The following is a 22,996-nucleotide window of genomic DNA, read 5'->3' on the forward strand; positions in this document are numbered from 1 at the left end:
TGAGATTTCGAGAGAATCGAGTATAGTTAGCTCGCATACGTATGCGATATCGAGTGATGTAACCGCTCGTATCCGCTTCTAAGTTGATCCAACGAGGTCGAATCCAGGGAGAAAAACATGTCTATCATCACTCGTCTGACAGTCGCTTCAACTGCGCTCGGAATGACGGCAGGGGTCGCGTTCGCTGATTGTCCGGTCACTAGCGGAAGCGTTAGGATCCTGGCTAACGATTTTCCTGCGCTGCATGCGGTTGTCGATAACGCCGAAGCGTGCGTCGGAGAGGGAGCCGAATTCTCGAAGAACCACTCGACCAAGCACAATGAAATTCAGGTTGCAGCGCTTACGGCTAATCCGGCCGAGTATACGACTAAGATCGTGGCGAACTCGTCCATTGTTCCCCTGTTGAATGACGGGTTGATACGCCCGCTGGATGATCTGGTCGCCAAGCACGGTCAGAATTTGCAGCCAAACCAGTTGATCCGAATTGATGGCAAGATCATGGCGATTGCCTTTATGGCAAATGCACAACATCTGATCGTGCGTCAGGACATCCTTGACCAGGTTGGAAAAGAGGTGCCGACATCCTACGAAGAAGTGCTCGACGTCGCCGAAGCCATCCGTGCGGCTGGCATCATGGAATACCCTTTCGCGATGCTGACCAAGTCGGATTGGAACCTCGGCGAAGAAGTTGTGAATATGTATCTCGGCCACGGCGGAGAGTTCTTCAAGCCTGGTACGGCAGAGGTTTCGATTAACAACGAACAGGGTGTTGCAACTCTGAACATGCTGAAATCGTTGATGGAGTATTCCAATCCCGATTTCCTGACCTACAACACCGGAGCCGTGACACCGCTTTGGGAATCCGGTGAATTGGCCATGGCCGTATTGTGGGGAAGCTCTGTGGGTGGTCTCATCGACGACGAAGGTTCTACCCCGGAGATCGTGGCAGCAACCAAACCGGCAGGAGCCATGACAGTAGCTGGCGGTGCGACGCCGGCGTCTTCCCTATGGTGGGATGGTTTCACCATCGCATCAAACATCAGTGACGAGGATGCCGAGGCTACCTTCATAGCGATGGTTAATGGCATCTCGGATGACATGGTCATGGCCAACAACGACAAGGCGGTATGGCTGATGGACAGCTACACACCAGGACTAGCAGCCGAAGGCGTTGCCGCTGCGGCGTCAGCCGGTGCAAATCCCTATCCCATGCTGCCATACATGGGGCTTCTGCATTCGGCATTCTTCCAAGAGGTGCCAGACTTCCTGCAGGGCAACGAAAGCGCTGAGCAAACTCTAGCTGACATCGAGGCGGCTTATACCGCTGCTGCGAAGGAACAAGGGTTCCTCAAGTAAACACTCAATTGGTGCGCGGCGCTCTTTCAGCGCCGCGCACAACTTTGTCGGGCTTTCGCTATGCCGCACGGAACTTTTGCACGATTTATCTGGCCGTCATTCCTGGCAATGATCTTGTTCATTGCCCTGCCGATCGTGTCGGTCGCAATGCAATCATTCTTTGTCGAACATGAACAGGTGATGCGTGAGGTCGAGAATTGTGGGCCTTTTAAATGTACCACGGTTCTACAGGTCGATCTGGAAGCAACCGAAGCTTTGAAGGCCGACGCACCCCTAGGGCGCTACAACGGCCTGGGAACCTACACAAACCGTGGGCATCTGGCCTTCGACGAAGTGAGCGAGATCTGGGCAGGAGCTGATTCTTTCGGGAATTTTATCGCGGGGGTTTACAACCTGCCGTTCTACAAGGCGTTGTTCTTCACGCTTGCCTACACATTTGTTGTTACACCATTGGTGATCGTTTTTGGTCTTTTGATTGCATTGGGCGTGAACCGACTTCCAAGAGTCACTAAGGGACCGACGATCTTTGCCTCGCTCTTGCCTATGATCGTGACGCCTTTGATCGGGGGATTGATCCTGTTTTGGATGGTGGATGCAGACGGCATCATCGGAGCCACGCTGCAGATCATCTTTGACGATCCAGACCTGAGCCTGAAAGCTTCGGCTCCGCTCACTTGGATTATGCTGATGGTCTACGGCGTCTGGCATTCGACGCCCTTTGCCTTCGTTGTGTTCTACGCGGGGTTACAAACGGTTCCCTCCGACACCCTCGAAGCCGCAAAGATCGACGGGGCAAGCCGATTTCAACAGGTCCGCTATGTCATCGTGCCCTACATGATGCCACTTCTGGTCTTTATCACCTTAATGCAACTGATGGACAATTTCCGCGTTCTTGAACCCATCGTGTCTTTTTCGGCCGAGGCGAAAGCCAGGTCGCTCAGCTGGATCATCTACAACGATCTTTCGGGGCAAGATAAACTTTTTGGTTCGGCCGCCGCGACGTCTATGCTGACAATCCTCGGCGTTGCCATCCTGCTGACACCAGTGCTGATCAAGACCTGGCGCGACTTTAATCGGAGGGCCGTCTGATGGCATCAACGGCGAGTAAATCTCCACGTCTGCTCACATGGTTCGCAACCTCCATGATCATCTTCTGGTTGATGATCGCGATCGGGCCGTTTGTCTGGACGGTCTGGGGATCTTTCAAGGTTCAGGGCGATTTCTTTTCCAAGGCCGATTGGCGAAACGCGATCTACGGCGTCTACACACTTGCCGAAACCGGCGGCAATTTCACTGGCAATGGCTACTTCGGTGCATGGATCCAGGAAGAGTTCTGGAGAAATGTGCTGAACACGTCCATCGTCGTTGTTTTTACTGTCGTCATTTCATTGACCCTTGGAACCTTGGGCGGATACGCCTTGGCGCGGTCCGGTTATCGTTATGCATTCTGGCTTTTGATCGCAGCGCTTGTGTTCCGGGCCATGCCGCACATTACGCTTGTGTCTGGATACCTACTGCCGTTCTTCGAATGGAATGTCTGGGGGCGGCTCTCGACCACCATTGTCGTTCTGGTCGCAATCAATCAACCTTTCACGCTTTGGATGTTGCACTCGTTCTTTTTGAACATCCCCAAGGATATGGACGAAAGCGCTATGGTCGATGGCTGCACCCGGTTCCAGGCGTTCCGGCATGTGATAATTCCGGTCATGTGGCCGGGCGTCATTACCACCGGGCTGTTTTCTTTCCTTCTGGCCTACAATGATTTTGCAATTACCTCGATGCTTCTGAGTTCGGAAAACCAGACGATGGTGCCCAAGATCGCAAGTTTCCTGACCCAGATACGCGAACAGGGCAACGTGATGTTTGCAGTTTCGGCTGTGGTGAGTGCCATGGTGCCTCTGTTCTTCCTGGTTTTGTTCTTCCAACGTCAGATCGTTAGCGGGTTGACCGCCGGCGCGGTGAAAGGGTGAGCCGATGGACCACCTGAGACTACCTCTCGACTCCGCACCTTTGATTTATACCTGGTACCTAGGGGATCGGCTTCAGACCTAGGGATATGTCGCTTCGATGCGCCTGCCGCAACTAAACCGACAAATCGAAACTTAGGGACCATCCATGACCCAAGATCTGAAATCCGCCAAAGCGCTTGTGCAAGGCTACAATGCTGCACGCGATGTCGCCGCGTCCGGCGATGCGACGGCCGCCGCTTGCCAATCTTACCTGTCATCTGATCACACTTATCGCGGCATGCGCCCGTTCTACGACATCAAAGGGCCCAAGGCGCTGGCCGAGACTGTCTGGTCGCCGCTGAAATCCGCCATGTCGACCATTCAACGCCGCCCCGACATATTCTTTGCCAGCCACGCCGATCTTGACCCTGAAGCAGGCGCTTGGGTTGTCGAAATGGGCAACCTTCTTTGCGACTTCACCGCCGATTGGCTGAGTATCCCTGCCACCGGAAAATCCATTTATCTGCCTTATGCGACGATGAGCCGGGTCTTGGCTGGCACCATTGTCGAAACTGTCGAATTTCTCGACATCCTCGCCGTCCTAACCCAGGCGGGCCGGAACCCGCTTGCGCTGCACCAGACTGGCGGGATGATGATGTCACCCGGTCCGAAGACTCACGACGGGCTAGTGTGCAACCCTCTACCCGAGGATCTGACACGGGACACCTATGACCTGACCCATGCAATGCTCACCGACTTGGCGCTCGGCTATACCTCGCCCGGTGATCATCTGGTGCGCTTTTGGCACCCGAACATGAACTGGTTCGGCCCCACGGGCATTGGTGTAAGCCTGTCCATCCCAGGCTACCAACGTGGCCACACCCTTCCTTTCGAGAAGAAACAGGACGTGGTGAAAATCCACGACTGGGAACTGGCGCTGGCGGAGGGCAACTTCGCCGCCTTCATGTGGTGGCCTTGCCTGACCCTACGCAATACCGGTGACTACCTCGGGGTCCCGGCCAACGATGCGGCGGCAGAGATGCGCGTAGTCGACCTATATCGCCGCGACGGCGACAAGCTTGCCGAGAACTGGATATTCATCGACATCCTGCATTTCCTTGCCGAACAGGGCGTCGATCTTCTGGCCAATACTGGAGAGACCGAATGACCCGCTTCATGCCCGATCGCTCGAAATCGCATCACCCGGCTGCCGCCCTTTCGCGGGCGCACATGCCCACGTCGTACGACATCTCGCTCATCGACTACACCAAGGACGGAGCGCATCGCATCCCGCCCTATCTCGGGCCGTCTCAATCGCTTGCCGGGTTCGATCCCGAGTATCGCAACATCGTCGACTATATCGTCCGCATCACCTATCGCATCTGGGAAACCGAGGCCCGTGAAGTCGAATATATCGAAGCGTGTTACTCCGACGATAGCCTTGTCTATGATGACTATGGTCTGCAGCACGGCAACGCCAAGATCGTCGGCGACACGCATCACACGACCGGCGCATTCCCCGACATTATCCTTAACGCGGAAGAGGTGATCTGGGCTGGCGACGATAGCGTCGGGTTTCACACCTCGCACCTGACGCGCATCAAGGGCAAGAACACCGGGCCGAGCAAATACGGCGACCCGACCGAAGCTGAGGTCGACGTCATGGTCATTGCCAACTGTGTGGCACTTGGCAACGATATTTTCCTGGAGCACGTGCTTTACAACACATCCGCCATGCTCAAGCAGTTGGGCCTTGATCTTTGGGAAGAGGCGGACAGGCTTGCCGCAGACCCATTCCCCGGCTGGCCGAGGAGCGCCGAAACATGGGCCGACCTGCGCGCAGGCGTGCGCCCCGAGCGTCCCTTGAGCCTTGGCGAACCGGTTGAGGGCTTTGATCCAGATGCGTTCTCGCGGGCGATCCACAACAACATCTGGAACGGCGACGGCTCGGTCTTGGATGAAAGCTATGCCGCCGATCTGCCCTTCGAGGGCACCACGGATCGAAAGTTCTCGGGGCGAGATGCCTATCGTGACCATGTCGGCGAACTGCGCGCCGCCTTCCCCGACCTGAAGCACCAGGTCGACGAAGTCTACTGGATGGGCAACGATGCCGACGGCTTTCTGATCTCCACCCGCTGGAGCGCGGATGCCACACACTCTGGTGGCATGCTTTACCGAGACCCCACAGGGCAGACTTGTCAGATCTGGGGGATCACTCAGCAGCGGGTCAAAGACGGGATCGTCGAGCAGGAATGGCAGCTTTTCAATGAGTTGGACCTGATGATCCAAATCGCAAAGGCGCGCCGGGATGGCTGAATATCAGGACGCCAAGGCGCTTGTCCGTACCGCGAACACCGCCATCGACGCCGCAGACGGCGACGCGGTCGCCTCGGCGATGGAGCCTTACTACGCGTCCGATGTACTGTGGCGCGGGATGCATCCGTTTCACGAACAGGCCGGCATTGCGGCAGTCGCTGACACCTATTGGCGGCCGCTCAAGGACGCCATGGGCCCTTTGCTGCGCCGCCCGGACATCTTCTTCGCCGGGTCGAACGAAATAGACGGCTTCTCGTCCACTTGGGTGGTCGAGATGGGGCACCTCATGGGCACCTGGGACCGCCCCTGGATCAGCCTTGCCCCGTCGCGCAAGCTGGCGTTTCTGCGGTACTGCGAATTCCACCGCATCGAGGACGGCCGCATCGCCGAAACCGCTTGTTATGTCGACATCCTGAACCTTCTGGCACAGTCGGGCCGCCATCCGAACTCAGGCACGACCGGGTCGGTTGTACTGACACCCGGCCCTGCCACCCATGACGGTCTCTTGTACGACGCGCACCCCGAAGCCGAAGGTCGGGCGACCGTGCAACTCATCGCTGACATGGTCACCGATCTCAGGGCCAACAAAGTCGGCTCGCCTGAAGACCACATGACCCGTTTCTGGACCCCCGACATGTGCTGGTTCGGCCCCGGCGGCATCGGCGCAAGCGCCTTCTTCGATGGCTATCGCCGTGGCCATTCCGGCCCTTTCGAAGACGGTCTGGAATATGTCACCCACACCGAACACGTCGCCCGCCTTGGCGAGAGCAACTTCGGCGGGTTCTTCGGCTATCCCAGCCTGACCGTCCGCTCGACGGGCGGGTTCATGGGCTTGCCGCCCAGCGACGTGGTGGCGGATATGCGGATCGTCGATCTCTATCGCCACGACGGCGACAGGTTGGCTGAGAACTGGATCTTCATCGACATCCCCCATTTCATGGCCACACAAGGAGTGGACATTCTGGCAGAGCTTGGGCGCGAAAGCTGATCAGTTTCTGTTCGCCACGCTGCCACGCTCAACAAGTTCTGGCACAATGCTCTCGTTCATGACTGTGTCGTTTCCCGCTATCTCAGCCAGCATAAGCGAGACGGACTGGTCGATCATCTTGTTAATCGGCTGGCGCAATGTCGTCAGATCATATTCAGGCGATGCCGCCATCGGAATGTCGTCAAAGCCGACAATGGAAACGTCTTGTGGTACCTTCAGTTTCAATTCGCTGCGAATGACGCCGAGCGCTTCGATCGCCATGTAGTCGTTGGCAACGAATATCCCATCTGGTCTTTCGGACGCGGGCCTGTCCAACAGATTGCGGGCAGCAGTTCGCGTCGCAGTCAGATCAAAATGCCCGGCAGCACGATCAAACAAGCTGTGTCCCTGATCAGACAGCTCCCGCTCAAATCCCAATTGGCGGTCGCGCCCAGTCGACGATTCCGCCCAACCGGACAGCAACGCAATCTTCTGGTGACCTGTTTCAATGAGATGGCGCGCGGCCAATCGTCCGCCAAGGACATTGTCCGTCGACACGCAAGACACGCCTTCCTCGGCCTTGATCCGGTTGAACATGACGACAGAGATACCTTGATCCTGGCAATGCTTGCAAAGTGACGAAGACAGTTCGACCGATGCAGTGATGATCCCGTCAACCTTGTATTCCAGCAGTTCGGATACCGTCTCTTCGACTCCGACGGCGGTTTCCGGCATCATGAAAACCATCGCGTGGTAGCCGTTTTTCTGCAATTCTATACAGAGCTTTTCCAATGCAACGGCATAGAATTGATTGTCCAGATAGCTGAACAACAAGGCGATAATCTTTGAGTTTCCCGTAATCATCGATCGGGCAAGCGCATTGGGCCGGTAGCCCAACTCCTTGGCCGCTGCGAAAATTCTCTCCTTCGCTTCCGCCGATACGCCGGACTGAGTGGGTACGCGAGAGAAGGCGCGACTCACGGCGGATTGCGACACGCCCGCCCGTTTGGCGACGTCGACCGAAGTTACTGAATTCTTCCTGGCCATGTTCCAGATGCCCCAATTTTCTTGTTCCATTTGCCCCGTAATCAACGGAGAACCCGAGGATATTTTCTGCGTGGGCCGGAAGACTTTCCACGATCCTATCGCTACCGAATGACCCAGGTCAAATGACGGACAGGTAGCAAGTTTTGAAGCCTTGAGCTGTCTCCACGTCCGCTCATTTCGAGGCGTTCTGAGCGGTAGTGGTTTCATCCTTCGTCTTGACACCGCACAATCTCGAACCAAAGGTGTCCTGCAGACATGACATTTTGTGGCGACCGTATTCACGACACACGCTCCTGCATTGCCAGTCATCGCCATGGCGGCCAAGGCGCGTCCTCAACATCCACAATGTCGGCTTTTGAAGATGGCCGCCCGGTTTTGCTTGTGCATAACTTGCAAAACAGCTTCCGTTTTGGCGGCGCGGTGATCGGCAGGATTGCTCCGCATCTCGCCATTCTGTCCCGGCAGCAGCGAAGTTGTGATTTGGTACAAGCCAAACCGACGCACTTGAACGACTGCTTCGGTGAAATGTGCCGCGTCGCAACAACATACTGGCTGCACGCGCGAGAAAATGCTGCGTCAGCGAAGCAGCAAAAATCGAATGGCGGCAAAGTCCGCAAAGCAGACTTTGAGCGAGTTTCCCCAAATGACCGATATGCGGACCAAGCCGCCCTCAGATGGTATCGCTTGCATGTCTGCGTTACATTGGAGCGGTCGTCGCCTAGAACAGCTTGCAATTCTATCGCGACGGAAACCCGAATAGTGGATGTCCATGTCCGACACAATCCTAGCTGCTGAACCAACTATCCGCATTATTGCCTTCCTATCCGTCCTGGCGGCGATGGCACTTTGGGAAGTGGCCGCACCCCGGCGAAGACGGGATATTCCGCGCGTTATCCGATGGACAAACAACCTTGCGCTCGTGGTGCTCGACACCGCCATCCTGCGGCTGACCTTTCCAATCCTCGCAGTTGGTCTCGCAGCCATGGCCGAGGATCGCGGATGGGGGCTCTTCAATAACATCGAGGCGCCGGTTTGGGTTGCCATCGTGGTCTCCATGCTGCTTCTAGATCTCGCAATTTATCTTCAGCATGTGATGTTCCACGCCGTACCGGGGCTTTGGCGTCTGCACCGGATGCATCACGCCGACCTTGATTTTGACGCGACTACTGGCTTGCGTTTCCATCCGGTAGAAATCCTCATCTCGATGGGGATCAAGCTAGCGGTCGTAGCAACCTTGGGGCCGCCCGCTGTCGCCGTGCTCCTTTTCGAGGTGACCCTGAACGCTACCGCGCTCTTCAATCACGCAAACATTGAATTGCCGCGTCCGGTGGATCGAATTCTCAGATGGATCGTCGTCACTCCAGACATGCACCGAGTCCACCATTCAGTCGATCCAAGCGAGACCAACTCGAACTTTGGCTTTAATCTACCGTGGTGGGACCGACTTCTAGGCACTTACGTTGCGCAACCCAAGAAGGGGCACAAAAGCATGGAAATCGGCATCAAGCAGTTTCGCACACGCCGAGACCTCTGGCTCGACCGAATGCTGATTCAGCCGCTGCGCGGCCCGGCGAGCGGAGGTGCCCTCGACGCCGCGAGCCAACAGATGCGATCTTCATCTGTCTCGTCCGGGCAAACCAAGCTTGGCAATGACCAAATAGACCAATAGCGCTGAACCAAAGACTGCTTTGCCGCGCTTGAGTGTTATGCGCAAGGCTTTAAGCGTCGGCAGAAAAGTCCGCAAAGTGGACATACATCGCGATATTGCAAATGACCGCGTGGAGCCCATACCTGTGTAGTTTGCCCTCCGCGGCGAATGTCAGCTTGTCCCAGCTGTTCTATGCTCATGCGCTGCTTCCTCGTGCCGTTCCTCAAGAGCCTGACGAATGATCTGGTACGAAGATGACAAGAAGAGGCTTGCCATGATCGCAGCAACTATTAGGTCAGGCCAACCTGTTGCCGTGCCCCAGACGCCTAACGCGGCAATCATAACAGCTACGTTGCCGATGGCGTCGTTCCGCGAGCATAACCAGACTGATCGCACGTTGGCGTCTCCATCCTTGTAGCTAACAAGCAAGAATATGGCTCAAGTTCACTCGAGCGCTCGGCAATGGACCTCGCGATCAACGTCGTGGTGAGGTCCATAGCAACCTTCTAAGCCGTGGCCATGCCAATTGCCTTGATGGTGCCTGCCCATGCACCCTGACAATGCAATCACTATGACCAAGAATGCCGCTCTGCGCGGGTGCTTGATCCAACAGTTCTGTTCCATGTGCAAACCAACCTAGTAACAATCCGGCTACCTTTGCTTTGACGCAGGTCAACACCCCATTGCGGCAGCTTCCAAATAGCGGCAGTTAGTCTATCGTGAACAGCTCCTGTTTTTCAGCAACACCGCGCAATCTGTATTGCCCCAGGGAAACAAGACTTGGAATGGAGCCCACCAAGTCGCCCGCCACCTTGTCGGAAACAACAATGTTCTGATCAAGCGCACTGCACATGCCTAAAATGCGCGAAGTTGTGTTTACCGCTGGGCCGACCACTGTGAAATCTAAGCGAGATCTACCGCCGATGTTGCCGTAAAGAACATCGCCTGCGTGCAACGAAAGAGTGAAGCCGGTCGTTGGCAAACCATCCGCTTGCCGTCGTTGGTTGAGTTCCTCAAAAGTATCTCGCAACTCCGCTGCCGCGTAAATTGCGACGCGGCGAGCGTCCGGAACTTGATTGATATCGAAGATGGCAAGCATTCCATCTCCCATGAATTTCAGAACGTTACCGCCATTGCGTTCGACTACGTCAACAGCTTCCGCGAAGTAGTCGTTTAGCAATTCTATGATTGAGTCCCCCGGAAGCGCCTCTGACAATTTGGTAAATCCTTGCAGGTCAAAATACCAAATCACCGCTGAAATAGTTTCCGATGAACCTCGGGTGATGTCCCCGGAAAGAACGCGCCTACTGGCGTCTTTGCCCAGATATGCGGCTGTAATGTCTTCAGCCATCAATCGGTTCGCCCCACATTTCAGCGTCAGGCAAAGTGGAGATATCAGTTGACGCAAACCATCAAGTTGCTCGCTCGTGAAGCCCCCGTTCGCGTCGGTTGTCAATGAGATTATAGCACCTTCATAGGCCTGCATTGGATCGACTGGCGTAGTATTGTCCTGAATAAGGAAAAACCGTTTAACAGCGAAGTAGTCAGTTGCACCGCGCTCGCGAAGTTCGTCGAAGATCGGAAAGTTGAGCGCGGGTTCTTCGACTGTCAGATCTTGTCTGATCTCTTCAACGTTGTTTGCCAAAAGATAATAAATTGGGCTTAGAACGTATTCCTCAGGCGCATCCGTTCTTCGGACAAAGTTCTCTCGCTCATGACCGCCATCCCTGTGCCAGCGAAAAGCGACAGTCCCAATCTCGGGATGATGAGCGCGAACAGTGATGTTTGCTCTTTGAAGCGGAATTCCTGCCGAAACAAGACGGTTGCAGAATGCTTCAAGCCAGAGCTCCACAGGCGCATTCTCTAAGCCCTGTTGAACCAGCCAATCTGCTATGTCCTGGATGGCGGCAGTCAGTTCCCAGTTTTGGACTAAAGGAGCTGCCATGATGTCCTCTTAATGAGCTATCTGAACAGTTGGCTCTTAGTCTAATTCACTTCAAGGACACATCAAATTCAATTCTCCCACTGCGCTTGCAGCCCTAAGGTATATGCTGATCTTGTGGCGTATTGCACGCGCGACACTTGGGCAATGGTCGCAATTCATCAGGAATTGCTGGCGATGTGAGCTGTGGCGCATACCGCAAGACTTTTGCGACTGAGCTCTGCGGGGTATCTGTGTGATCTGTCGGCGTTGAGGCAACCGAAATACTCAATCTTGCCACTCCAACCGATACAAGACGTGGTGACCGCGTAGACCTTTCAGAAGTCTGGGTTCTATTTCAGAAAATGAGAAATCGGTTCGTCCTCCGACCATGGCGCGAGTCGCATCTGAAACGAGTATCTCGCCTGCCGCACCAACCGTGGTTATGCGTGAAGCTTTGTTGACCACAGTGCCAAAAAAATCTCCACGAGATTGCACGACATCGCCAGTGTGAATTCCAATCCGGACACCGAAAGACGGCTCCTCGGAAGCCGATGCAATGGCCTTCTGAATCTTGACAGCGGCCGTTAGCGCTTCCTTCGCGGACGGAAAGACGGACAACGTTCCGTCTCCAAGGGATTTCACGAACTGGCCATGATACTTTTCAATGATCGCCGCCAAGACTTGGAAGTGGTTTTCGATCAGCACCGACCAACGCTGATCGCCCAACGCCTCCGCCAACGTTGTACTGCCTTCTACATCAGTGAAAAGTACTGAAGCCAAACCTTCGGTTTGGATCAGCTCGGGTCCATCTTCGCGCGCAGCATCAACAAGTTTTTGGATGGCCAGTTGCTCTTTACCCACGAGTTCAATATTTGGAGTTGGCACTGAAGCGTGGCGATTGATGATCTTCCAGGCTGCTCCCTCCAGGACAAAAATCAGAACGGTGCGGTAAAAGACGGCTTCATCAAAGCCGACAAACTGAATCTTGTGGACGAAGGATGACCATCCCGTCTCTCCGTTTTCGAAGGCCTCAGCTTCAACTTCTTCGAAAACGACGGGAGCGGGGATCTCCGCGAAAAAGCCGCTAACCCCATCGCGAACTGCTTGCCCGCTCCAAAACTCTCCTTCGCCTGTCCCAACAAACCGTAGTTCATCTGCCTTCGACAGAAAATCCTGCAACTCGTCAGTATTCTTTTTGGTTCTGAGTATTTCATACCAACGCCTCGAAACTGCCAGCAGTTCAGGTGAGGAACGTATCATCACAAATGACTCGAGACGCTAAATGGAATGAGACTTACAAGGTCTTGCAACCGGGATCTCCATTTTCGAAAGATGCAGGTCAATGCTGCCGCTGAGGTTTGGTCAGATCAAGACTTTTGTATTTCTCCAAAACGGAGCGCATAAGACGCAGATCAAAAGACGCACGTCGGTTCAGAGCGAACTATCGACGGAGTTTCTGAGTTCGAGTCCGGATCACAGGGTATCGAATCGTTTCGCTGTCGGAGAGCTACTCGGCGCTGCACTGACCCGCAAAAAAGGATGCTTCAGTCTTTTTGGCACACGTTAAGCTAGAAGGTTCCCAGAACTACGCGGTGAATTTCGAAGTGCAGCACACTCCGTCTTGACATAGCGATACGATCTGGTTCAGCTTCTGCTCATGACGTACACACGCATCCACTGCCAACGAATATCGGCCTGAGGTCGATAACCCACGCGAAATCCGTGGGAGGCAGCATTGGTATGCGGGCGAGGCTTATATCCTTGTAATTGCTCCAGATTAGAGTGCACGAGTCGGTTCGATTCCGACGCCTCCTACCATCCTCAGGAGGTGTCCGACATGGCGGACGAAGTTACGAACGCAATTGATTTCAACGACATCAAGCAATCGGTCGAGGAGAGCCTCGGACGCGCACCCGAAGGCTGGTCCTACTTGGTCACGACGCTCTTCACAGAGATCAAAGAACACTGTGATCAGAAGGATGCCACCTACCCCTTCATCCTCCAGATCAAGGAGAAGCTGGGAGAGCTCCGCATCTACCACAGGTGTGATGATCGACACATCCAGTCGATGATCACCGCCACGATTGCACGAGCAAATCGTACCTTTGAGCGATGCTCAAACGCTGCTGAGACCCAGCTGTTGGACGGCTGGTACACGACCCTGTGTTGTTGGTGCGCGAATGATGTCGCGAGCAAGCGCCACCCTGAAAGGAAGAGGCTTTGGGGCGGTCAAAAAAAACGTGTTCGAGATCGAATGGCCTGCGGTGTTGCGAATATTACCGCCAGATTGACCGAACGGATGACCGTAATCTGTGCACCGCGTGCGTGAAGAAGGACTGGTGATGACCGCCGAACAACAAGTGATCTTCAATAAGATTATGGAAGCCTACGATGATGAGGACTACGCCCGGAAGCTCATGGAAACGGGCTCGCTGGCCACAGGTCATGTCCCTCCGATTGCCCTTTGCCTGATCCCGGGAGGGGTCTTCCATCTCAACCAGCCCAAGTTCTGGAGAATGTGACTGATGGATGATGTCGAAAAGAGCTAGAAGGAATTCCGGGAAAAGGTTCGAGGTGTGATCGAGGACCATGGAGCTCAAGATGATCTCCGCTCATTTGACGCCTGGTACGCCGAAGAGATGCGTTTGGTGATGGCACACAACTACCTAGCTCCGCACGTCTCTGACGTCACATGGTCGACCGAGGGTCTGCATGTCGAGTGTGATGACCGCGAAGTGGTCGACCGTATGATGACTGCTATGGCGGAGGTTTCACACGATCTCAAAGAGGCGCGGGCCCGGAGGTCAGTGATGGGCAGTGTTGTCGACTGGAATGATATTCATGGAAGCGTCTTCAAGCAGCTTGGTGAGTATCGTGCCGGGTGGGCGGAGCAGCTTACGCTTGCACTTGAGAAAGTGAAGAGGTTGATCGACGAGCAGCCCGACCTGTTTGGTGATGAGCACCCGTCCATCGTTCAGATCAAACAGAAATGGGGAGGCTTGCGCGTCTATGAGGGCCCGGGCTGCAACCAGGCTACGAGTGAAGAGATTCAATGGCGTGTCGATCAGATTGAGCAAACCTGTGAAGGTTGTTCTAATTCTGCCCAACGCCAGAGCATCCTTGGGTTTGTGACGACGCTTTGCAGCTGGTGCTACAATGATGCTCTGCGGCGGCGATTTGAGGGCGCCGAAGAATCCTGGCCCAACAGCCTGAGGCTGGACATTGTGGAAAACTATCCAGACCTCGTTTCTCCGGATTGCGCATCTCTTGTTCCTGCTGTCGGAAAGGGCTGGCTCGTCATGATTTCGCAAGCACTCCACAAGCTTTCCTTCAGTCAGGATTTCAGGGCACTGGACCCTGGAACTATTCAGATCTCAGATATTAAGAAAGGCCAAGATGGCAAGATTTCCATCGGTTTCAGTCGATACCACGATCTCATTCAGGAGTACGCTGACTGGATGGAATTTCGATGCGGTGTGACGTGTGAAGAGTGTGGCCACGTTGGTGACGTCGTTCGGACAACCGACAGGTCTCAAGCGCTTTGTTCTCACTGTTACTGTACTCGGGAGAAGTCTGATGGGTGATGACGACGACGTTGAGGTGGACGAAGAGACGATGCGTTTGCTGAAGCTATTGGAAGCTGAAATCGCGGCCGGTCGAGCAAAACTAACCAAGCCGATCAGCGCAGATGAGATCCGGGCACGCAAGATTGCTGAGCCGAAGGGTAAGGCAGATGAGTAACGAGACTACAGAAGAGGAAAGCCCCATTTTCGTAATCTGCGAGACTTTGGTGAACGGCAAACTTCGAGAGATTGAAGGAAAGGAGATCACTGTAAAACCAAACAAGATCTTAGTCTTGACGACCAGTGTCGAGGATGTTGAGTGATGACAGATGATTTTTCAGAAGAAGAGATCTTCGAGCGCCCGTTACAGGATGTTCCTCTGGATGACTTGATCGCAGAGTTGCAAGCTCGTCGCAGAGAGGGTCCGGAGGTCTGGCTTGCATTGCGCAAAATGATTTTCAAGCAAATCGCCGATTTTGCACAGCGTCCGACCGATGCGCCCAAATGGCGGGATGAATGGGTCAAAGAGAACAACTGGAATCTAGTGACTGACGACGATGATGTCGAGATCACTGATGGCAGCGGCAACGTGTTCGACGACCTCGGGATCGAAGACCCAAGGAAGAAGACTTAGTGATGGGGGACGAGCATTTCAGCTTGATCTTATCCGCTGTGATCATTGTCGCGTTGGCGATCTACGTCAGACACATCGTCTACACCGCTGGAAAAGATCGCGAAGTCGATCCAGAGCGAGTGCAAAGGATCATGCGAGATCTGGACTACAGCCACCTGGACCGAGTGATGAACCGGCGAAGGAAGGGGTAGCGGGATGTTGAAGGTGGTTGTCTATGTTGGTGATCAAGAGGTCGCCCGAGCTGTGGCTGAGAACGATTCAGAACTCGCGGACGTGTCCGATTACAATATCCGGATGAACGAACGTGCTGCCGAGCGGTTTGGCATTCAAGAAAAAGGTCTCAGCGGCCGGATTAAAGGCCACCCTCGAAATCAGACGGTCTGGAGGCTCGTCCGCAAGATCGCAGACCTTTGGCTTGCGGGGACCGGCGCGGGCGAAGAAAGCGTTGAGGCAGAGCTGCTGCCGATGATCCGCAAGTCAATCCGCGAACTAGATGAGAGGGTCGAAAAGGAAACGAACCAAAGCGAAGATTGGAATGCTGTGATCAAGCAGATTTCTGATGACGAGCCTTTTTCCCTGGGCTTCTACGCTGACAAATTTGAGTCGTGGACAGCGGACGAGATTGAAGCTCTTCGATGTAATGTGGTTGAGACAGCCACAGAGGAAGAACTAATGGACGAGGTCGAACGCCGGCGAAGAGCTGGTCTACTGCCCAAGGAGGCCTCGAATGATGGCTTCTCAGATATGGTTGATGATCTCTGGGGCAAACTCGATACAGACCCAGACCGCTAGTACAGCGTACCTGCCGCCTTTAACCAATATTTGACATAAGAAGTCTATGGCGACTGTCATTGTAGTAGTGCGTGCTTCTTCTAAGCGCCTCTCCTGCTAGGAACCAAAGCGCCCCGGATAAGCATTTCCCCAGCACTGCTCTGCGAAACTATGTACCACCGGTCTCTACTATGAGCATGGTTGACCGCAACCAGCCCAAACCGGACATTCGCAACAAGACTTTGCAATTTCCGAGATCAGGACAAAGCGGTCGATGACGAGAAGCCTAGAGTTTTTAAATTCCAGTATCGAAAATCGAAGGGCGCACGGCATCCTCTTACCTTCGAACAATAAAGTTTTGGCGAAGAACAACGTACACTGCTCAAATTGAATTCAAAAAACGCTCTATTTCCACCAGGGTTTTAGGCCAAGCAGGATCATACTCTGGCATTGTGTTGTTTGCCGTCTCAATGCCAATGAAGCGTGCATTCTCGATGCCGGAGGCGAATATCCTACCTTGTTCAACACTGTGCATCCTGTCTCGATTAGCGTGCATGACTAAAGCTGGGCAGGTGATCTGCGGAAGCAGGTCGGTTACGTCGACTTCAGCGACCAGCGGTCCAATCTTGAGCCAATCCTGATGGTCCATTGCCACTTTCATAAACTCTGCATAAGCGCGCTGGTCATGCGGGCTTGCAGTTGGAGCAAATGACTGGGCCATCAAGTCTCTTGCAGAAGGATATTCATCGTTCCAGCCTTCGAGGCTCATATCCATCATAGCTTGCCCAAGCGCGGCAATGCCGGGCTGTGAACGAACCGCAAGTCCTTGTGCGAATCCGCCAAGTAGAACCAACCCCGAAACACGGTCAGGATTGTGTGCGGCAAAAGCCGCGGCAATGGTTGCCCCAAAAGAAATGCCAAACAATGGCACTTTTTCGATCCCAGCTGCGTCCAGTACGGCCTCAACATCTTCGACGATGCGATTTAGAGATACATCCTGCACGCCCCTCTGGGACAAACCATTGTTTCTACCATCAAACCGATAAAGGCAGTGATTTTCAGAAAGCAGCGGCAACCACCCGGCGATGGTGTTCATCGTCCAATCGTATTCCAGATGCCTAAGCCAGTTTGGTGTGACCAGTAACTTTCTACCACTTCCAGTGGATGTCCAGGCAAGCGTTGTACCGTCTTTTGATTTTGCAAAGCGGACGTCTTGAGAGCTAGCCAGCAGCTTGTTCTTTGCGCGTCTTTTGTCACCATCTAAATCAATAGAGTAGGCTTCAACTGGATTTGGAATTCCCTTCAACCGTATCGAGCTTTCTGGTCGCAAAGCAACCGCCAGCGAAGTTCCCGCAACTTCAGCAGCTGTCTTGCTGACGAGACAACTTCCAATATGCGCGCTGGACTCAAGGCGCGACGCAACATTCACGGCCTCTCCGAACAAGTCTGTGCCATTTGGCATTACGTCGCCAACGTGGAGACCTCCTCGAAGTGTTACGTCTTCATCTCTCATCTGATTGAAAATCTGGCTGGCAGCATTAATTGCGTCTGTGGCTGCAACAAACTCAACCAAAGCACCATCTCCCATCAGCTTGAATATTCGTCCTTTGTTTTCATGGACCAACGGTCTGATCACATCGTCCAAAATGCGTTGTAGAGTGTTCAGCGTGGTCTCAGCATCCTCTGACATGCGCTTGGTATAATCGACGACATCGAGGCTTAGGATCGCTGCAATTTTCCGCTTCATCAGTCGATGTGATCCTTTTAGCCAAACCAATTCCTCTGAACCAAAATTAACAGACGAATAGATTTTTGTGACCAAAACTTGTGCCTGGGCATTTTGCTAAGCCTGCAAGTTCCCAAACTTGCGCTGAAACACACAGCCGAGCAAAACGTCTTATTGGCTGCCGAAACCTAGAATTAAGGTGAATGATTAACGCATTTCACGTCGCTAACGAAGGTTCACTTCGAAATATCCAATCTAATGGTATCAGTCCGTAGTTCTTCTCATCTGTGACCGATGGCAGCCCGAAGCGGAACTTCCACTCCGAGCTTTGCAAAATCTAACAAGCGGACGGCAGCTACCATTAGTGTGAATGGCTTGAAGGTATCGAGCATTCGCCACGGCGACAATTTAAGAAAAAAAATGACTGCGAGAAACAAGGTGGCTGAAACTGCTCTCTGACAGAAAACAGGCGTCCCTGCACACTTTCGCGCAATTCGAGCTTAGCCCAAGGTGTTTCCGGTGATGAAGGTGTACGAGCTTTCAACCAGTTCGATGACGACATCCAGCTCTTCGGGTGTGGTTGGAGTATAGATCATGACAAAGCCGCTCCACCCAGGACGTTGCTTGGCCCAAGGGTGAGCTACGGCCCAGCCAGCCTCAATTGCCCTTCGCGCCATTTCTGGGTCGAGCGAGGCGTGCAAGCTGCCATCAGGATGCATGTGCGCAAACTCAAACCCACCGACGATAGAGTTCGGTTGGGACAACAACATATCGGGATCAAGCTGAAAGCCAATCGCGCCAGGTAATGATATGCGTGTGGGGCCAAGTATGACCCCCGGGAATTGCGCAACTCGCTCCAGCAATAGCTGGGCCAAATCGGCATTAATTTCGACACCAATCTGAGTGTGCGGCACGCCGCTTGTTGTTTCAGGACGGGGCGAGATGCGCTCCGGCAAGGAGCGCTCTTGCGCGGACGCCATCGAGCACATCAATGTCACTACCGTCACAGCAACCGCCAATGTTCTCAGGTGTACATTCATCGTGTTGACCATCCGCCAAAATCAAAGATTGAGTACTCAGCGCCGTATCGGTGCCCCTGCACGCATCATTCAGCTTTTAACGCTTCGATATTGATCAAGAGCTCTATCTCGTCGCTCACCGCAGGTGCAAAGGCCCCAAGTCCGAATTCAGACCGCACGATAGTCGCCGTGGCAGCCAGCCCCAAGGTCGGCGTGCCCTCTTTTGGGCCAAACGGGTATGGCGCTGACTTGTTAAGCGTTGTTTCCAGAACAACAGGCTTGGTGACGCCATTCATGGTCAAGTTGCCAGAAATATCCGCGGAATTGTCCCCGGTCACTTCAATGCTGGTTGAGGCGAATGTGACCACGTCACCGTCGCTCGCGCTGAAAAAGTCATCGGACATGAAGTGTTGCAAACGGGCATCCCAGCCCGTGATCATGGATTTTACAGGCATAGACACTGTGACAGACGACGCAGACGGATCATCTTCGTTGAACTCTATCTCGCCGCTAAAACCTGAAAACATTCCAAATGTTTCTGAGAACCCGATGTGGTCGTAGCTGAACAATACCTGGCTGTGTCCAGGATCCAGCTCGTAGGTGCCACTCTCGGACAATGCGGTTGTCGCACCCATCGATAAGAGTACCGCCAGCGGGGTTGCTGCCACTTTGAACATTGATACGCTCCCATTTTGACAAGACTTGTTTGCGGAATTGAGTATTGAGCTTTAGTTTTTAGCTAATCACACTTATAGAACAAAATGTTCTATAGCGCAACAAAATGTTCTACAGGAGGGGCGATTGAAAGAAGATCCTAGGCTGATCGCCACACGACAGACTGCGATTGATGCGGCGCAAAGGATACTGAGGGATGAGGGCGTGTTGCACGTAACTCATGGCGCAGTTTCGAAGGCAACTGGCATTTCGCGCAGTACACTTTACAGGCACTGGCCAGATGCGCGCTGTCTGCGTGATGCAGCGTTCAGGCGCATCGCAACACCGCCGAACATACCACCCAAAACCGATGGCCCGCTGCGATCTGACCTGCGCTGGTTACTCGGCGTACTGATGGGAGCCTTGAATGACACACCATGGGGCCAAATCGCGCCTCAGGTGGTCGCTGCTGCGTCCACCGACGAAGAAGCGCGGTTGGTGATCACTGAATTCATGAAAGACAGGTTCGCAAGCGTTGAAGCAGTATTTGCAGCCGCAATAGACCGCGGTGAGATCGCCACGAATGTTCCGGTTGAACAGCTTATAGAACTAGCAGTCGCGGCACCTTATTTCCGCAAGCTCATACGTCACGAAGCACTGGACGAGGATTGGTTGGATCGACATGTTGATCTGCTTTGCAGTATCGCGAAAACCAATTCGGGACAGTGACCATCGCCTGACTTTGCAATCAAAGCGACCTGCAACAGGCGCGAGATTTCGGCAGAGCAGCAGATTAGATCAAAAGCATATCCAGCTAGTTCCCAATAGCGGTTGCTCCAAAAGGTCTCGGCAAAGACTCGCAATGATCGTTCTTCGAATTTTGCAAAGTCCGCGTTCTGCGCATTTCTGTAATTCGGGCAACGCGCGGCATCGGCCAAAGTGGGCTCGATGCGGCCATTCTCCACGGCTTGCATGTTTGGCAGGTCCAGCCCAATCCGGACACTTAATCCAAGACTTTGCAATTCCGACTTGCGGACAAAACTGACCTTGGCGTCTACACCTTCGCTGACGCAGGATCCACCGCACTGGCAGCAACAGCTCTTCCCTTCAACAGGGAAAATCGCCAAAGCGGCCGTTCCACAACGGGCTTTGGAGCTCCTTGATCGCTCTTTGACCAGACGGCGCTCTGGCATGGAAACAAAGGGGCTTGGCTCAGCGCATAACCAAAGCTAGCGAATAGGCGTCAGGATCATGAAATTGGGCTTCTTCGCGCAAGCAGGGCGAAGACAGGCAACATTGTTACGATCCAGACCACGCTATAAATTGCGGATGGTATGGCATATTCGCTTAACCCATTGGTGTTAGGCAACAGCAAAGTGGCAATTGCGATTCCCAAAGCTCCGTTTTGAACGCCGGTCTCAATTGAAATCGTCTTCGCCTCGATGTCTGTGCATCCGAGCATCCCTGAACTCATGATGCCAATAAACGTGAGTGACGCACCTACAACAAAAAGTGCGGGTCCAAGCCTAAGGTAGTTATCCGCGACCACCACCCAGTTTGAAATGATAGCGCCTCCGATGACCATCGCAAAAAGTAGCATAGAGACCTTGCTAAAGATTGGTTCGACCGCAGCTACAATTCGCGGCGCCAAGGATCGCGCGATCACCCCGGCTAGGATCGGTGAAGCTGTTAAAAAAAACATTGCTAAAGCCGTCGAAGAAATGTCGATAGCGGGCGCAGTTGCCCCCATGAACATCTGCATCGAAAACCCCAGGATGAGCGGTACGGTAACGACACAAGTCAGACTGAAGACTGCTGTAAGAGTAACGGACAAAGCGACATCCCAATTCGAAAGCTTGGTCACGATGTTACTGATCGCCCCGCCCGGACAGGCCGCTAAAATCATGATGCCAACGGCTGCCTCAGCGGAAATTCCAAAGATAAAAGTCACCATCAAAGCGATGCAAGGCAGCAAAATGATCTGGTTGAGAGCGCCGACGCAAAAGGCCCGTGGACGTCGTCCGATACGTTGAAAGTCAGCCGCTGTGAGTCCGAGGCCAAGGCAGAACATGATGACAACAACTGCGAGCGGCAGCAGAACAGATATGAAAATTTCGCCCATCTACCATGACCTCTATGGCTGCATGCTTCCGCACGCTTTCGGACGATACCGTTCAGAAAACCTGATGACGAGTGTTATCAGTTTGGCGCATTTATCCTCAAGCGCCCGAAGATCGAGGCTGTCTCTATTTATTATACCTATCACAGGGTTGGACGATCTGGCGTGAAAGAGCTTTCCAGTGCTAATCTCACTGTATGGCAAGTGTAACTTACGCATTCGCCCGCGCGATGGCCAACGCCGCCGGGATGACGCTAAACGACGATGGCGCCCTGATTTCGAATGGCGCTGTCGTGCTGCGTCTACCAGAAGCTCAAGACGGCCAATTGGCGGATGATGCGTATTTCGATCTGATCGATTGGATTCGTGCGCAACAAGCGGACGAGGCCGCGTTGGTTGAGGCCTATGCGAACGCGATTGCGACCGATGATCTCGGCGTCCTTGGCCTAGCCGTAAAGACAGCTCCGACCTTGCGGCAATCTTTGCAACGGATCGAGCGTTATTTTCGTCTCGTAACGGACACCGCAGTTTACAGACTTGATGAAACCGGCGATCCGGTCCTTTGGATTTTTGAGGGACAAACATCACATCGCGCTGCCTTGGAGCTGCGCAACGAATGCGCGCTTGCGGCCTTTGCGAGGAACATGCATCGGTTTGTGGGTGATGGGTTGTCGCTTGCATATGTCACGTTTCAGCATCCATGCAGACAAGAACCAGAGCGTTACGCCGAATATTTCGGGTGCCCGGTTCGATTTGGGAGCGCCCACAACGCCATTGCTATGCGCCCTGCTATGCTGGAAAGCGAAAATCGTCTTGGCGATCCGGGCTTGTCAGATTTCATGACGAAGCACCTGGATGAGGAGTTCAACTCTCGCGATGAAGACACCTCACTGAGCCAAGCAATTGTCCACCGGCTTACACCGGCCTTGAGTAACGGCGCGCCGCAAGCAGCGCATGTCGCACAAGAGATGGGAATGAGCGAGCGCACGCTTTACCGCAGGTTGGCCGAAGAAGGGCTGACCTATCGCGACGTTCTTGGTCAGGCGCAAGTTGCACTTGCCCGTGACCTGCTCCGTGACGGTAAGGCTTCCATAGCCGAGATCGCCTTTATGACCGGGTTTTCGGAACAGAGCACGTTCAGCCGCGCCTTCAAGCGCTGGGTTGGCCAGGCTCCGGCACGATTCAGGCAGCAAGCGACCTCCGACTAGGCACACACCTCAAGACCACATGGCAGGTTCGGCCAAAACCTTGGCAGGGCGGGCCGATACCTCAATCGATGTGGTGCATAACTTCTTCTTTGTCA

23 protein-coding genes, 1 tRNA gene and 1 pseudogene are annotated in these 22,996 nt (G+C 53.9%); 17 read left to right on the plus strand and 8 right to left on the minus strand.

Annotated elements, in window-relative coordinates; all coding sequences use genetic code 11:
• Positions 1-117: 117 nt before the first annotated feature.
• The 6 genes from G7G_RS0119600 (at position 118) to G7G_RS0119625 (ending at position 6,609) form a co-directional block, all read left to right on the plus strand.
• A complete protein-coding gene (locus tag G7G_RS0119600) occupies positions 118-1,356 on the plus strand; it encodes an ABC transporter substrate-binding protein (RefSeq protein WP_010443165.1) in 1,239 nt (412 codons plus the stop codon).
• A gap of 60 nt (positions 1,357-1,416) precedes the next feature.
• Positions 1,417-2,445 (plus strand): carbohydrate ABC transporter permease, encoded by a 1,029-nt coding sequence (locus tag G7G_RS0119605; RefSeq protein ID WP_010443166.1) that lies wholly within the window; start codon positions 1,417-1,419, stop codon positions 2,443-2,445.
• Positions 2,445-3,326, plus strand: coding sequence for a carbohydrate ABC transporter permease (locus G7G_RS0119610; RefSeq protein ID WP_010443167.1), 882 nt, complete (start codon positions 2,445-2,447; stop codon positions 3,324-3,326). The genes G7G_RS0119605 and G7G_RS0119610 overlap by 1 nt, the downstream gene beginning before the upstream one ends.
• Before the next feature lie 145 nt (positions 3,327-3,471).
• Positions 3,472-4,473: a nuclear transport factor 2 family protein gene (locus tag G7G_RS0119615; protein ID WP_010443168.1), complete on the plus strand. Its 1,002-nt coding sequence runs from the start codon at positions 3,472-3,474 to the stop codon at positions 4,471-4,473.
• The gene (locus G7G_RS0119620; protein ID WP_010443169.1) at positions 4,470-5,621 is read left to right on the plus strand and encodes a nuclear transport factor 2 family protein; all 1,152 of its coding nucleotides are present in this window, start codon (positions 4,470-4,472) and stop codon (positions 5,619-5,621) included. The genes G7G_RS0119615 and G7G_RS0119620 overlap by 4 nt, the downstream gene beginning before the upstream one ends.
• The gene (locus tag G7G_RS0119625; RefSeq protein ID WP_010443170.1) at positions 5,614-6,609 is read left to right on the plus strand and encodes a nuclear transport factor 2 family protein; all 996 of its coding nucleotides are present in this window, start codon (positions 5,614-5,616) and stop codon (positions 6,607-6,609) included. Before G7G_RS0119620 ends, G7G_RS0119625 begins: the two co-directional genes overlap by 8 nt.
• On the opposite strand, the gene G7G_RS0119630 is transcribed toward G7G_RS0119625, so the two are convergent.
• Positions 6,610-7,635 (minus strand): LacI family DNA-binding transcriptional regulator, encoded by a 1,026-nt coding sequence (locus G7G_RS0119630; protein WP_037322014.1) that lies wholly within the window; start codon positions 7,633-7,635, stop codon positions 6,610-6,612.
• A gap of 769 nt (positions 7,636-8,404) precedes the next feature.
• Between G7G_RS0119630 and G7G_RS0119635 the strand changes: the two genes are divergently transcribed.
• On the plus strand, positions 8,405-9,304 hold the full coding sequence (locus G7G_RS0119635) for a sterol desaturase family protein (RefSeq protein WP_050806483.1): 900 nt from the start codon (positions 8,405-8,407) through the stop codon (positions 9,302-9,304).
• Between the two features lie 150 nt (positions 9,305-9,454).
• Here the strand turns inward: G7G_RS0119635 and G7G_RS24025 are convergent.
• From G7G_RS24025 to G7G_RS0119650, 3 genes and pseudogenes are all read right to left on the minus strand, one after another.
• A pseudogene (locus G7G_RS24025) lies at positions 9,455-9,712 on the minus strand (cation efflux transmembrane domain-containing protein); the annotation flags it as partial.
• 280 nt (positions 9,713-9,992) lie between these two features.
• Complete coding sequence (locus tag G7G_RS24435) at positions 9,993-10,634, minus strand: adenylate/guanylate cyclase domain-containing protein (protein WP_238528837.1); 642 nt, start codon at positions 10,632-10,634, stop codon at positions 9,993-9,995.
• 858 nt (positions 10,635-11,492) lie between these two features.
• The gene (locus G7G_RS0119650) at positions 11,493-12,467 is read right to left on the minus strand and encodes an adenylate/guanylate cyclase domain-containing protein (RefSeq protein WP_010443175.1); all 975 of its coding nucleotides are present in this window, start codon (positions 12,465-12,467) and stop codon (positions 11,493-11,495) included.
• A gap of 464 nt (positions 12,468-12,931) precedes the next feature.
• Here G7G_RS0119650 and G7G_RS24440 point away from each other — a divergent pair.
• From G7G_RS24440 to G7G_RS0119690, 8 genes are all read left to right on the plus strand, one after another.
• Positions 12,932-13,025 (plus strand) — tRNA-OTHER (locus G7G_RS24440).
• A 19-nt stretch (positions 13,026-13,044) separates the two neighbouring features.
• Positions 13,045-13,536 carry a hypothetical protein gene (locus tag G7G_RS0119655; protein WP_010443176.1) on the plus strand — a complete coding sequence of 164 codons (492 nt, stop codon included), beginning with the start codon at positions 13,045-13,047 and terminating at the stop codon, positions 13,534-13,536.
• A complete protein-coding gene (locus G7G_RS0119660) occupies positions 13,529-13,729 on the plus strand; it encodes a hypothetical protein (RefSeq protein WP_139056629.1) in 201 nt (66 codons plus the stop codon). The genes G7G_RS0119655 and G7G_RS0119660 overlap by 8 nt, the downstream gene beginning before the upstream one ends.
• 54 nt (positions 13,730-13,783) lie before the next feature.
• A complete protein-coding gene (locus G7G_RS0119665; protein WP_010443178.1) occupies positions 13,784-14,791 on the plus strand; it encodes a hypothetical protein in 1,008 nt (335 codons plus the stop codon).
• Positions 14,784-14,948, plus strand: coding sequence for a hypothetical protein (locus tag G7G_RS24445; protein WP_010443179.1), 165 nt, complete (start codon positions 14,784-14,786; stop codon positions 14,946-14,948). Before G7G_RS0119665 ends, G7G_RS24445 begins: the two co-directional genes overlap by 8 nt.
• A 144-nt stretch (positions 14,949-15,092) precedes the next feature.
• Positions 15,093-15,404, plus strand: a complete 312-nt coding sequence (locus G7G_RS0119680; RefSeq protein ID WP_010443181.1) for a hypothetical protein — start codon at positions 15,093-15,095, stop codon at positions 15,402-15,404.
• Positions 15,405-15,406: 2 nt separating this feature from the next.
• The gene (locus G7G_RS0119685; protein WP_037321980.1) at positions 15,407-15,595 is read left to right on the plus strand and encodes a hypothetical protein; all 189 of its coding nucleotides are present in this window, start codon (positions 15,407-15,409) and stop codon (positions 15,593-15,595) included.
• A 4-nt stretch (positions 15,596-15,599) separates the two neighbouring features.
• Positions 15,600-16,196 (plus strand): hypothetical protein, encoded by a 597-nt coding sequence (locus tag G7G_RS0119690; RefSeq protein ID WP_010443183.1) that lies wholly within the window; start codon positions 15,600-15,602, stop codon positions 16,194-16,196.
• 361 nt (positions 16,197-16,557) lie between these two features.
• On the opposite strand, the gene G7G_RS0119695 is transcribed toward G7G_RS0119690, so the two are convergent.
• The 3 genes from G7G_RS0119695 to G7G_RS0119705 all read right to left on the minus strand — a co-directional run bounded on the left by G7G_RS0119695 (position 16,558) and on the right by G7G_RS0119705 (position 19,597).
• A complete protein-coding gene (locus tag G7G_RS0119695; RefSeq protein ID WP_139056630.1) occupies positions 16,558-17,922 on the minus strand; it encodes an alpha/beta fold hydrolase in 1,365 nt (454 codons plus the stop codon).
• A 479-nt stretch (positions 17,923-18,401) separates the two neighbouring features.
• Positions 18,402-18,941, minus strand: coding sequence for a luciferase domain-containing protein (locus G7G_RS0119700; RefSeq protein WP_029622210.1), 540 nt, complete (start codon positions 18,939-18,941; stop codon positions 18,402-18,404).
• A gap of 65 nt (positions 18,942-19,006) precedes the next feature.
• Positions 19,007-19,597, minus strand: a complete 591-nt coding sequence (locus G7G_RS0119705; protein ID WP_010443186.1) for a YceI family protein — start codon at positions 19,595-19,597, stop codon at positions 19,007-19,009.
• A 124-nt stretch (positions 19,598-19,721) separates the two neighbouring features.
• Here G7G_RS0119705 and G7G_RS23770 point away from each other — a divergent pair, with 124 nt between their 5' ends.
• The gene (locus G7G_RS23770; RefSeq protein ID WP_010443187.1) at positions 19,722-20,303 is read left to right on the plus strand and encodes a TetR/AcrR family transcriptional regulator; all 582 of its coding nucleotides are present in this window, start codon (positions 19,722-19,724) and stop codon (positions 20,301-20,303) included.
• Between the two features lie 520 nt (positions 20,304-20,823).
• On the opposite strand, the gene G7G_RS0119715 is transcribed toward G7G_RS23770, so the two are convergent.
• Positions 20,824-21,696 (minus strand): bile acid:sodium symporter family protein, encoded by an 873-nt coding sequence (locus G7G_RS0119715; RefSeq protein ID WP_010443188.1) that lies wholly within the window; start codon positions 21,694-21,696, stop codon positions 20,824-20,826.
• Between the two features lie 194 nt (positions 21,697-21,890).
• Between G7G_RS0119715 and G7G_RS0119720 the strand changes: the two genes are divergently transcribed.
• Positions 21,891-22,901, plus strand: coding sequence for an AraC family transcriptional regulator (locus tag G7G_RS0119720; RefSeq protein WP_010443189.1), 1,011 nt, complete (start codon positions 21,891-21,893; stop codon positions 22,899-22,901).
• Positions 22,902-22,996 lie beyond the last annotated feature (95 nt).

The sequence above is a fragment of the Ruegeria conchae genome, from assembly GCF_000192475.1.
GTDB classification, from domain to species: Bacteria; Pseudomonadota; Alphaproteobacteria; order Rhodobacterales; family Rhodobacteraceae; genus Ruegeria; species Ruegeria conchae.